Annotated in this window: 11 protein-coding genes; 7 read left to right on the top strand and 4 right to left on the bottom strand. The window is 50.5% G+C overall.

Going from position 1 to position 12,320, the window contains the following annotated elements; translation table 11 throughout:
• A partial coding sequence (locus tag VGS28_04265; GenBank protein HEV2412985.1) for a hypothetical protein occupies window positions 1-857 on the bottom strand: 857 nt, incomplete at its 3' end.
• A gap of 106 nt (window positions 858-963) precedes the next feature.
• Here VGS28_04265 and VGS28_04260 point away from each other — a divergent pair.
• Entirely contained in the window at window positions 964-1,236 is a 273-nt protein-coding gene (locus tag VGS28_04260; protein ID HEV2412984.1) for an AbrB/MazE/SpoVT family DNA-binding domain-containing protein, read from the top strand.
• 4 nt (window positions 1,237-1,240) lie between these two features.
• Window positions 1,241-3,574, top strand: coding sequence for an MMPL family transporter (locus VGS28_04255; protein ID HEV2412983.1), 2,334 nt, complete (start codon window positions 1,241-1,243; stop codon window positions 3,572-3,574).
• On the opposite strand, the gene VGS28_04250 is transcribed toward VGS28_04255, so the two are convergent.
• Genes VGS28_04250 through VGS28_04240 form a run of 3 tightly spaced genes read right to left on the bottom strand, consistent with a single transcriptional unit; the run spans window position 3,571 to window position 6,627 of the window.
• The gene (locus VGS28_04250; protein ID HEV2412982.1) at window positions 3,571-4,674 is read right to left on the bottom strand and encodes a hypothetical protein; all 1,104 of its coding nucleotides are present in this window, start codon (window positions 4,672-4,674) and stop codon (window positions 3,571-3,573) included. The genes VGS28_04255 and VGS28_04250 overlap by 4 nt on opposite strands.
• 20 nt (window positions 4,675-4,694) lie before the next feature.
• Window positions 4,695-5,000: a DUF427 domain-containing protein gene (locus VGS28_04245; protein ID HEV2412981.1), complete on the bottom strand. Its 306-nt coding sequence runs from the start codon at window positions 4,998-5,000 to the stop codon at window positions 4,695-4,697.
• Window positions 4,957-6,627 (bottom strand): hypothetical protein, encoded by a 1,671-nt coding sequence (locus VGS28_04240; GenBank protein ID HEV2412980.1) that lies wholly within the window; start codon window positions 6,625-6,627, stop codon window positions 4,957-4,959. The genes VGS28_04245 and VGS28_04240 overlap by 44 nt, the downstream gene beginning before the upstream one ends.
• Window positions 6,628-6,756: 129 nt before the next feature.
• Here VGS28_04240 and VGS28_04235 point away from each other — a divergent pair, with 129 nt between their 5' ends.
• From VGS28_04235 to VGS28_04215, 5 genes are all read left to right on the top strand, one after another.
• Complete coding sequence (locus VGS28_04235; protein ID HEV2412979.1) at window positions 6,757-8,115, top strand: hypothetical protein; 1,359 nt, start codon at window positions 6,757-6,759, stop codon at window positions 8,113-8,115.
• A 134-nt stretch (window positions 8,116-8,249) separates the two neighbouring features.
• Window positions 8,250-9,386: a glycosyltransferase gene (locus VGS28_04230; protein ID HEV2412978.1), complete on the top strand. Its 1,137-nt coding sequence runs from the start codon at window positions 8,250-8,252 to the stop codon at window positions 9,384-9,386.
• A 35-nt stretch (window positions 9,387-9,421) separates the two neighbouring features.
• Window positions 9,422-11,041 carry an alpha-amylase family glycosyl hydrolase gene (locus VGS28_04225; GenBank protein HEV2412977.1) on the top strand — a complete coding sequence of 540 codons (1,620 nt, stop codon included), beginning with the start codon at window positions 9,422-9,424 and terminating at the stop codon, window positions 11,039-11,041.
• A 73-nt stretch (window positions 11,042-11,114) separates the two neighbouring features.
• On the top strand, window positions 11,115-11,672 hold the full coding sequence (locus VGS28_04220; protein ID HEV2412976.1) for a hypothetical protein: 558 nt from the start codon (window positions 11,115-11,117) through the stop codon (window positions 11,670-11,672).
• A gap of 55 nt (window positions 11,673-11,727) precedes the next feature.
• Window positions 11,728-12,309: a hypothetical protein gene (locus tag VGS28_04215; GenBank protein HEV2412975.1), complete on the top strand. Its 582-nt coding sequence runs from the start codon at window positions 11,728-11,730 to the stop codon at window positions 12,307-12,309.
• Window positions 12,310-12,320: the final 11 nt, after the last annotated feature.

Here is a 12,320-nt window from a genome sequence, read left to right as displayed (position 1 = left end):
TGAGCAAAGTCGCGGAAGTTGGATATGAGTCCGTACGGGCTTACTCCTCCACCAGAAACGATATGAATTGTGTGTGTTTGACCGAGAAGCCAGACTATACCGACGCCCATGCAGCTCGACCCAAAGCTGGTAGCTAGCCACTCCAAACCGAGTCGTACCATATCCCAGCGTTTAGCAATAGTGTAGGCGGCGATAAAGAGTAACGAACCACCAACACTAAGAGATAGAAAGAGTCTGTCACTTGCGACGAGAATGCTAAGGATGGCGACAGACAGCCAAAGTCGCTTGCTCCTAATTAGAGGCCTCGAAGCTGTGACAAGTAAACCGAGGGAGATAATATAGAAGATATATTCAACATTTCGGGTTGTGAGCATGGCCATATTGACCGGTAGAAGAGTCCCAGCTACCGGCTCTGGCGGGATTGCGATCAATGTCGCTGCCAGAGCAAGGCAGATGGTCCCGAAGATAAGCGGGCGACGCTCGATCCGATATAGAACAAGTGCAAAGAGACCGACAGTTAGGGTAACAAGGCCCATCGTCAACCCCACGAAGATACCAGTTGAATATTTAAATAGCTCGACCAGTAAGAAAAGTGGCCATTTCAGCAGGAAGGTATGCTGGCCCGATATATACGCTCCGTGAAAAGTGGCCAGATTCTTGAATAAGAAGGAGCTAACCAATTGATCAGCGTTGGTCTGCTGGACCCGTGCGCCGAGATAGGCCCAGTAAAGACAGCTCGCCAGGAGAGCGGTGAGTGAGATTGCCAGATAGATGCGCTGCAGTTTGGGGTTTTTAATTATTCCCGTGGCCCGACTGCGTTTAGCCGGCGTCGTGCGTCGCTTTGTGCTTAGAGGCATATTGTTTCAATACTACCATGTGGGTCGTGGTAGTTCCTGTATAATACAAAGGTATTCTTAGTATGATTAGTGATACAAATTAACTTAGTTAAAGAGGAAACGCGGCATGATGTTTGACGGCTTTAAGTTCTATGGCTCAGCGACAGTTGGGACAAAGGGGCAGATTGTTATTCCAGCTAGTGCCCGTGACGAAATGAAACTCAAAGAGGGTGATAAACTGATAGTAGTACGTAATCCACGCGGCTGCGTTATGATGCTAATGAAAGCGGAGACCCTCGAGGAAATGATCGAGGGCATGCAGACTAAACTGGGCATGGTTATTGAGTCGGCCAAAGAGCTGAAAGAGAATAGCAAGAACTTAAATAAAGGAAAAGAATAATCGAATGAGCGAACAGAAGCAGGGAAACGTCAAACAAAAAGGATTTCAACTCTTTGGTGCAATCGGTAGGTTCTCGGTCCGTTTCCGTTGGCTGATCTTATTGGTTTGGATTGTCGGGGTCTATTCCTCTATTCACTATCTTCCATCGCTTTCAGACGTTACTCAGTCAAACAACAACTCCTTTCTACCATCAAGTGCCCCGAGCCAAAAGGCTATCAACTTGTTATCCAATGCATTTGGCAAATCGGCTAATGCCGCGTCGATACCTGTTATCGTTGCTACCAACAATGGGGCTCAACTAAGCCAGAGTGATCAGGCAGCCATCAGCAACCTCAGTACGGCCCTGAGCCACGTCTCGGGTGTTAAAGAGGTCCGCAATGAAGGCGACTCTGCGGACGGGCAGGCTACACAGCTCTATCTGGAAGCGGCAAGCAGCAGTAACACCGATCCGACTCCGCTTGTAAATAGTATTCGCAGCACAATCAGCAAAACGCCGATGCCCAAAGATCTTCAAGTGCACCTGACTGGTCAGGTGGCTACCGAAGTAGACAATAGTAAGAAGTCAGGCTCAACCAACTCGCAGCTCCAACTCGGTGCCGTCGCCTTTATTATTGTCCTGCTTCTCCTTATCTTTAGGGCACCACTTGCTCCGATTGTTACCTTAATCCCGCCTTTTCTCGTCGTCTTGCTCTCAGGTCCAATCATCGCCGAAGCTGCACAACATGGGCTTAAGGTTTCATCTTTAGCACAGCTGCTTCTGACCGTTCTTGTCTTGGGTGCCGGTACCGACTACGGCCTCTTCCTTATCTTCCGCGTTCGTGAAGAACTGCAGGGAGGTCTGGCTCCTAAGGAGGCAATCGTTAAGGCACTAAGCCGAGTCGGGGAGTCGATCACCTTTTCAGCTGCGACTGTTGTGGCAGCTTTACTCTCACTTCTTCTCGCCACCTTCCAGCTCTACTCAACGCTTGGCGCTCCGCTAGCCATTGGCATCGGCTTGATGTTACTAGCCGGTCTAACCCTGTTGCCTGCCCTCCTCGCTATCTTAGGTCGTGCCGTCTTCTGGCCGTCAAAGCGCTACAAGAATGCCAATAAGAAATCTGGTATCTGGGGCAGGATTGCCGCCTCAGTTATACAGCGTCCGGTGCCGGTGCTTGTGGCGGGTGTAGCCGTCTTTGGTTGTCTGGCGCTCTTTGTCCTACACTATCAGTCGGGCGGCTTTGGTGGGACGACAACCTCTCCGTCGGGGAGCGATTCCGCCAAAGGAAATGCCCTGCTTACGAAACACTACCCGAGCAGCAGCGCCAACCCGACGGCTGTCCTTTTTGTCCTTCCGCAATCTGCATGGCAAAACCCCGCCCCGCTTGCGACTATACAGTCAGAGTTAGAAGCTTCCTCTCAATTTAACGACGTGAATGGTCCACTTAATCTCAATGGCATAAAGATAACTCCACTAGAGATTACTAAACTACACAAGCAGTTTGGCTCTATCTCGCTTGCGAGCATGCAGAACTCCTCAAAACCACCCGCAGATGTACTGGCCTCGCCGGTTCTCATGAAGGAGTATGAGCTCTACCATGTACTGGCCAACTTCATTAGCTCGGATGGTAAGACCGTAGAGTTTGCGGTTAACCTGACAGCGGGCGATCCAAGTTCAACCGCAGCCCTAAACGCCACGCCGTCGGTTAGAGCGAGAGTCCAGCAGATTGCTGACAATGTTCACGCGACCAATAACGGCGTTATTGGCGAACCGACAGCACTCTACGATATCAGTACTATCTCGAATAGCGACCTTCGAAAATCTATCCCGGTCGCCATCGTTGTTATCGGCATATTACTCGCTGTCCTACTCCGGAGTCTTGTGGCTCCGCTCTACCTCATCGTGTCGGTTGCTCTTTCGTATTTGGCTGCTCTCGGAGTTTCGGTCATTGCCTTCATGCTTATTGATCACCAGAGCGGTCTAAGCTTTGTCCTGCCATTCTTGATGTTCATCTTCTTGCTGGCTCTCGGTGAGGACTACAATATTCTGGTTATGACTCGTATCCGTGAAGAAGCTCATGGCCTGCCGCTTCGTAAGGCCGTCTCTCAAGCCCTTACTACGACAGGAACGACGGTCACCTCGGCTGGTTTAGTACTAGCCGGCACCTTCGCTGTATTCGCGATCGTAGGCGGCAGCAGTTCAGACGAAATTAAAGATATTGGTGTCGGTTTAGCACTTGGTATTCTACTGGACACCTTCCTAGTACGAACTCTACTTGTCCCGTCAACCGTTGTCCTTCTTGGTAAGCTCAACTGGTGGCCGACCAAGCACGGTAGCTGGGCAGAATCAGAAGACGATTAAGATTCTTTTAGGAAGTCCCTGGAACCTGTAGCGTGTGCGGCTTTGCTGCCGTGAGAATGACTTGCTTCATCCGGGGTAACTGGTGTGATCTTGAGTTTCTTTCTTACGAGATGCTCCCCAACGACTAACACAAAACCGATAACGACTAGCCCGACTCCATACCATATCCAAAAGTTTTTAAAGTCATCAACTAACGTATTGGCGGCAGTAACCAGGTTGCTCTCGACAACCTGCTTGCCAACGATAGTCAGGTGGATTTTGTTAGTTAGCTGCTTCAAAGCGAAACCAACAAGTAAAGCAATGCCGGCGCTTACCACGCCAACATATATGAAGTGGAATCCAACACGCCGGACACCTTTTAAGCGATCAATATAGAGAAAGACAATTGCGATGCTAAGTAAGACAACTGCTGCCGCATCGATATAGATGCCTTTAACTGACAAGCCGTACGCTTTAGGTGCCGCATGCAGCTGGTTGCTGAGTGATTTACCGTTTGATGCTTTGATATTATCCGAGGTCAGTTTCGGATTACTGAGGAATGAGTTGCTGCTGGTGATTGACTGCTTAACTTGCTGTATAGATGTGGCAGTATCGAAGCCGGGTGGCAGGCAGGTGACAGTGAAGGGGTTTGGGTTAGCCTGATCCGCTTGAATCTCAGCGAGTGTGTTGCAAGTTGGAAGCCCATTCAGGCGTGCCTGGAGATAGTTACCGACATTGTTGGCCAGGTTATTGGTAGCCTGGGAAAGGTCAACGCTAAAGTTGAGATTGTTAGTTGTTCCTTGAAGCCAGGTATAGGTTGCGTTGATAGCTTGGTTGGCGTCTTGCTGGACAAGTGAGGGCGGGAACGACTGTTTGATAGCCGCTTGTACAGCTGGCTGGCTAATATATGTGTTCTGGCCCTGGGTGCTGCTACCGTTAGCCTCTTCGTTGATAAGTGTCGGCACTAAATTACTGTATAGCCCGCTGGATGCTAGAGCGCTCTCTAGTGGTTTGGGTGAGCCGAAGACATGATGGAAAGCCCAGGCTCCACCCAGTGCAAAGAGTGCGATAGAGAGTAGTGATGCGAACAGTCCGATTAAGAGTCTTCGCACGATATGCATAGGCACATTGTACAATACTTTTAGTCTTCGGTAACTTTTACATCACGCCAGAAGGCGACGTAGTTGCTGAAGTCTTTTTTCACAATCTCAATAGCGGTAGGTTTTGGCTCAGGATATGTCCAGGCGTTGTCCTTGGACCACTCCTTGCCATCGCCAACGTCAAAGTACTGGCATTCACCTTTCCATGGGCAAGTGTATGGGGTGGAGCTTTCTTTTAAGAACTCTTTCTTAACACTTGAGGGCGGAAAGTACCAGTTGCTCTCAATATATATAAGGTCTTCTTTAGGCGACTCGGCGATTACTCTGTCTTTCCAAATTGCTTTCATGACTGCTTTCTCTCCATCTTCTGTTTCTAATATACCAGCTTATGTCGATAACTTTAGGCTTGTATGATAGATTCGCCAACAGGTCTTCTTCCAGTGCTCGCTTGTCAGTGTCAGTAGCTTGATGCAGCCGCGTGTAGGTCTCGCGACCAACGAGGGGGTTGTTTCTTCGCTTGGCGAGTAGGGCCATGATGGTCGTCCAACCTTGAATCTCCTGTGGAGGTCGTTCAAGTAGGTAAGTCATATCAAGCGCTTTGTTATGGACGTACACTGCTTTCTTATTGAGCGTTGGTTTCAGGCGATCGCCACCACGTAAGACTTCTGGGAAGCATCGCGTAGCATTGATATCGGTGAGCATTGTCTCCCATATCTTCCAGGCAAGGCCATTATATCCATGCCGTTCAAGACCAAGGGCGATCCAGCCATTGTCCCATGGCCAAATGCCACCATTGTGATAGGAAGTTGGGTTAAAGAGCACCTCTCCACTACCCATGGTCCGTATACCGGTCGGTGCGAACATCTCCTTGGTGAAGAGGGTTCTAATAACTGCTTCTCGCCTCCGGACGACTTCTGGATCGTTACCATCGAGGATCCGAGAGTTAAGAAGATGGCCCATGCTCGAAGTACGTACTCTCATAACTCGCAGTCGACCGGAGTCATCTCGGTCGGTCCCAGAAGCAAAGTACCCCCCGTGTTCGTCTTCAACCCAGAAAGTCTCAAGAACGATCTGCCGAAGCTGTTCGGCACGAGTAGCAAATGCTCGGGCTATACCGTGGTTACCGAGGCCCCTGTAGATGTCGGCGGCGTCAAGCAGAGCATCATACGCGTAAGCCTGCGCCTCAAGTGAAGCGATGCCACGTCCGTAGTTAGCAATTGTCTCGTCTTCATGGCAGTAGGCATGGTAGCTATCCTTCCACGACTTACTCTCCATACCCTTTGCTTCGATCGGTCCGAATTCAAGGAGTCCCTCCTCGTTACCTGATCGACTGTTTGTTTCTCGAAGGAGCCACATGGCGCTTTGGAAAAATGCCGAAGCCATGGTTCTAGTGAATCCATCCCTGGCCTCGTAGGGGCGACTGAGAAAGTCGGGATCGTGTCTATTGAGAACCCGGTGGATGCCTTGAATGAAGAGTGGTGTCGCATCGACGGTGGCATAAAATGGGAACTTCCAACCAAAGAGCTCCATAAACTTACGACCGAGTGGACTTTCGGGGTCGTTATCATCGTGAAAGATCTTACCGGTCTGCTCACCACTGACTGGATCGTTCCTGATTCCCTGCTTAGTGGCAACGTAGCGAAGGGTGGTTGGCAGTAAATTGGGGTACACCTCCTGTGCAGCCAGACCAATGATGAGACTGTCGCGGCCAAAGACATGCCCGAACTTATTAAGGTTGGGTTCGTCCCCGTGTTCGGGGAACGGGAGTGAAGCGACTGCCGGTCCATGCTTGCCAATCTCGGCCCTAGATTGAGCACCCGTTAACCACAGCATGGCTTTGACGGCAGACGGGTACTTGTTCTGCGAGGGCCGTGGCACAGAGACAATCCGTACTACCTTTTCGGCGGGTGACGATAGAATATACGGTTGTAGACGACGTACTCGCCAGCGCTTGTCTGGCAACGGCTCTCCCATCTCCCTCGGAGCGTTGAGGAGCGGTTCTGTGGGTAACCCCACATCAACCCGTGACATATACTGTGACAATACACCACAATGTTATCTAAGAACATACGCATTGGGAGTATAAGGTATTACAATATGCTTATGTCCGACGAACCACACGCATTATCTGCTTCACAGCTAAAACAACTCCATAAGCGATCCATACATGTGTTAGACCAGCTTGTGACAGATGAGGGCATCTATGCTTCGACGAAGCATGGTTGGTCTGGTGAGTTCCATAGTTGGTTTGGGCGTGACACGGCGATTACCGCCGATCTTGTCTACGCTGCGTGCGAACTGGACGGTGATCCTTCGCTCAGCCGTCGAGCCTATAGCGCCCTCCAGCGTCTGGCCCAGTGGCAGGGTACTCGTGATGATCGAAAGACTGGTGAAGTGAAAGGCAAGATACCCCATGAGGTCGGCAGTGTAGCCGAAGAGAACCCGGCCATCAGCCGAATTGAGCATGGCGTAACTACTAACGACAGCGCCTGGTATGTTGACCGGGCGGACGGGCTACTTAAAAACTGGGACAGCTCAGACAGTACTCCTCTTTGGATCATCTCGATCATCCGCGGGCAGCGAGCCAACAAGAGACAGCTGAACGAAAAGCTAATTGAGGAATTAAAGGCAGCCCTTGATTGGTGTCTTAGTAACGTCAGGAAGTTCGACGGTCTCTCAGGTTTTGTGGGGGCTGATCTGCAGCCAGGACGTATATATAGCGGTATCCATAATGAGGGATGGAAGGATTCTTTCCAAATCTACCAGTTTGCTGATGGTAAACTGGCCGTCCACCCGATTAAAGATGTCCTTATCAATGCAGAAGTATGGTCGGCGCTTCGCTATGGGGCAGATGTCTTTGCTGAGCGCGATACGCATTATGCCAAGCGACTTCGCCAGGCGGCCGAAAAGCTGAAAGAACGTTTTAACAACGATAGGACTGGCTTCAAATTTACTGATGAGACCGGGCTTGTATACTACGCCCCGGCAATAGACGGCAACGGGCACCGTCTGCCGTTCATCGCAGCAGATGTTGGCATGTGTCTCTGGGCCTATTATGATCATGAATCGGTAGTTGACGATAGGTGTGTTCGTGATGTTGTCGAGCGCCTGGTACGACCAGATATGCTTAACCCACAGGCAGGCATACGTGATTATAGCCTCGGTGCATCGTTCAAGCAGGGGACACACTATCATGGAGACCCGTATACGTATTGGCCATTCGTCTCGGCTCTGATCGTTCGTGGCCTAGATCACTTTGGCTACCGTGGGGAGGCACGAAGAGTGGCTGAGTCGCTTCTCAGAGGGGTCTCGCACTTCGATACCTGTATCGAGCTTTTCGTCGAGACTGCTAATCGCGGCTATAAGCCGTGGCATCATCCCACCCTGCCACAACAGAGCTCAGAGAACCAGGCATGGACAGCCGCAGCCATCTATTACGCCACGTCGTATCTGTTAAAGTAGAATGCTCGTTGTGATTAATATCATTGTGAAGCGGATATTCTAAGACTATAATTACAGTATTGTGTGTGTGATTGCACCCAGTCTTTGAAATGCGCGAAAAGAAGCTAAAAGTAGCTATAATCGCGCCCCCCTGGTTGAGACTCTATCCAGGCTGCTACCACGGTATCGAGAACGTGGTACATTACTTGGCTAGCTCGCTATATAAGGCGGGGCATCATGTCGAGCTCTTTACGGTTGGTGGTTCGACAACACGAGTCAGCAAGAAGCATTGGTACCACAAAGAGGAACAGTACAAACATATCCATCGGCCGTGGTATGAAGCGACTAGCGTAACTGCTCCGCATATTCTCTATGCCCTTGAAGTTATCAGACGGGCGGGGGACTTTGATATTATTCACGACCATAACAGTTTTATGGGGCCAGCCATGCTCTCATCAATTGGCGATGACCTACCTCCAGCCCTACATACACTCCACGAGCCGTTCACAGATGAACGGCTTCTTGGTCGGGGTATACCGGACAACCGATTACTCTTCAAGCACTTTAAACCTGGTAGTCGTCTTCACTTCAATGTCATATCCCAGAAGCAACTCGATGACGCTCCGAGACAGCTCAAAGGTTTAATCCACGGCATCGTCCACAACGGAGTAGACCTCGACTTTTTGCCGTTCTCCAGCGAGAAAGAAGACTACTTTATTAATGTAGGACGAATCGCCAGGGATAAGGGTCAAGGTCTGGCGGCACGTGTCTGTGATGAACTAGGCGAAAAGTTCAAGATGGCTGGGACGGTTACGCCAACTATCACAACTGCCCGCAAACTTGCCAGGGCGCTAGCTGATATCGAGCACATTGATTTGTGGCACGAAGATCTCGCTTACTATGCCAAGGAGATTCTGCCTCATACTGCCAAAAACAAGATAGAATACCTTGGCATTGTCACTGGTGAGGCCAAACAGAAACTATTTGCGAAAGCGAAAGCATACCTTGCACCGTATACCTGGGAAGAGCCGTTCGGCATGTCGATCATTGACGCTCTTGCCAGTGGGACACCAGTGATTGCCTATCGACGCGGCGCTCTGCCGGAGATTATCGAACATGGCGTCAACGGGTTCTTGGCAGATGACGCGCGCGAGCTTCGCAAGTACATTCAGCGTATCGGCGAGATTGATCCTGCGGCCTGTCGTAAGACCGTCGAGGAACGTTTCTCTGCTGACAGGATGGCTGAGGACTACGCGCGTCTTTATCGTGAGATCATCGCTCAGTCAGCTTGACGCTAGGCCTTAGACGTAAGTTACAATAGCAGAGTATGGTGGGCATTACAGAGCCTTGGTTCAGACACGCTGTCCTCTATGAGATCTACCTGAATAGCTTCTACGACTCGAATGGCGATGGCGTGGGCGACCTCCCTGGTATCATAGAAAAACTCGACTACCTAGCGGGTGGTGAGGATTCTCTTGGTGTTGATGCGATATGGATCACTCCTTTCTACCCATCGCCAATGGTCGACTCCGGTTACGACATCACCGACTACTATTCTGTCGATTCTTCGCGTGGTACGCTCGACGACATTAAAGTATTGGTGGCTGGGTGTCGCAAGCGTGGTCTCAAGATTTTCATCGACTATATTCCTAACCACACCTCTGATCAGCATCCGTGGTTTCAGGACTCTCGCAGCTCGCGTACGGCAAGGTATCGTGACTGGTATGTCTGGCGCTATCCGAAAGCTGATGGCTCTCCGCCCAACAACTGGCTCAGTGTTTTTGGCGGATCAGCCTGGCAGTTGGATAAGAAGACGAACCAGTACTACTTACACAGCTTCTTGACCAGCCAACCCGATCTCAACTGGGAGAACGCAGAAGTCCGCAATGAGATGAAGAAGGCACTGCGTTTCTGGCTCGACATTGGAGTGGACGGCTTCCGTTTCGACTCTACTGACTATCTAGCTAAAGACCCTCTTCTTCGAGATGATCCACCAAACAAGCGGTTGGATAAGCATAAAGATAGAAATCCGTATCATACCTTATCTCACGTCCACAGCAGAGATGGAGAGAAAGTATACGAGCGGCTCAACGATTTAACTTCAGTCGTCGCTGAATATTCGGGCCGTTTCACGGTTGCCGAAAACAGCCCCAATAAGCCCGACATCAATCAGTACTTCAAGGGTTTTTACGACAAGATCGATCATGCAGTCGCTGCCCCATTCAACTTCGGGCCCATTAACGCGCCGTGGGATGCCACCTACTTCAGTGATTTCGTCGGTCACTTTCAATCCTCTCTTCGCGGGACAAGCGTACCAGTCTACTGTTTTAGTAACCACGACCATGAACGGATAGCCACTCGTTACGGCCACGAACAAGCACGAACGGCAGCCATGATGATCCTGACGCTGCCAGGGATCGCTGTCATTTACAATGGCGATGAGCTTGGTCTAGCCGATGGCCGTATAGGACCACGAACGGCCAAAGACCAGTTTGAACGCAATGAGCCGGGTATCGGTTTGGGTCGGGACCCGGAGCGGACCCCAATGCCTTGGACTGACGGTGAGAATGCGGGGTTTACGACTGGCAAGCCATGGCTGCCAGTTGCCTCAGGTTATAAAACCTATAACGTGGAAGCCCAGGATAAGGACCCATCGTCGATACTGAATCTCCACAAAAGATTGATTCGTTTTCGGAAAGGCTCAACGGCTCTTCTGACAGGATCATATCATGGCCTTGATCTTCATCCGGACGTCTTTAGCTATACTCGTAGATCGGATAACGAGAAGCTCACAATATTGCTCAACTTTAGTGCCAGGCCGGTGACTATTGGCCGTGAGGTGAGTGGGCAACGGGCGATCTTATCTACAGACATAAACAGTCCGCTACCCGAAGTCGTCAATGACCATCTGACACTCAAGCCACACGAAGGTCTTATCTTAAGATAGATCGACAATGTCGCATCTTGCACAACGCTCAGGTAAAGCTTATGCTTTGCTATATAAGTAAGGAGTGTGCTTGATGGGACCTCTACAAAAGTTAGAAAAACAACTCGCCGTGCCGCTTGATACAAAGGCGCCATATAAAATGTCTGAAGATGCGCGCAAATCACTCGCCGGTGCCCTATGGTGGCTCGCCTTGATTCTGGGATTAATCCAGCTCATTGCTGCGTGGTCTCTCTGGCGCTTAGGTCAGGACGTTAATACGGTCGTCACGGTTGTCAACAACTTAGCCAATGCGTATGGGGCAACAACAACGGTTTCACTAGGCGTCTTCTTCTACATATCTCTGGCGGCCGTTGTCATTGATGGAGTCATACTCCTTCTGGCCGTCGCACCCCTCAAGGCCCTTAAGAAAGCAGGCTGGAACCTTGTTTACTACAGCTTGCTGCTGAATGTCGTATATGGCATCATCCGCGTCTTCTCAAATGTTGGAGGTGGGTTCGGTGATCTAGTGGCAGCCGTTGTAGGTTCAGTCGTGGCTGCGTACTTCATCTTCCAGGTACGAAGTGACTTTATGACGAAAGGTTCAGCTAGCGCCTCTGCGCCAAAGCCGGCAGCCCCTGCCTCTAAAGTTTAATCCATCATATCCTGTCCCTTGCCGCTTAGACACCCAATAGGGTACATTGAAACACATGGATGTGGGAGGTATATGGAAATCGCTCAGTCGTCGCTGGTCACTCTTTAGGGTCCAGCTTTCGAGGAGTCTCGCACTCCGTATCCTGACAGGATTTATCTGTCTATTCGTCGTTGGCGTGATTGGTGTTAGCCTATGGCTTACTTTTCTCGATCGGACCTCAGCTAATGCTAACCCGTTTACGGCTCAGGTCTTAGCCTCGGTCCAGTTTCCGTTATACTATCCGACTAACTTGCCGACTGGTTTCCGGATGGATCCCACCTCAGTAAGCAAACCCAGGGCTGACGTAGTCATATTCAACCTCGATGGGCCGGGTAGCCAAAAGATCTACTTCAGCGAGGAACCGAAGCCTGGAAAATATAACATCGGTGACTTCTTTAACTCACTGACAGGTCTGAAAGAGTACGGTGTTAACGGCGGCACGGTCGCCATTGGTCGGAATGCGCAGAGTGATGCTGAAATAGCTAACTATGTAAATAGCCAGGTATGGGTACTCGCCAACACGAACGCTCCCATCCCTACGGATCAAATGACCACCATGATGGAGACTCTGATCCTAGGCGGCCAAACGCGCAACTAACCGAGCGTCAA

The organism is Candidatus Saccharimonadales bacterium (genome assembly GCA_035945435.1).
GTDB lineage: Bacteria > Patescibacteriota > Saccharimonadia > Saccharimonadales > DASZAF01 > DASZAF01.
Note: the sequence above shows the minus strand (reverse complement) of the source record. Positions and strands in the feature narration are given on the sequence as shown.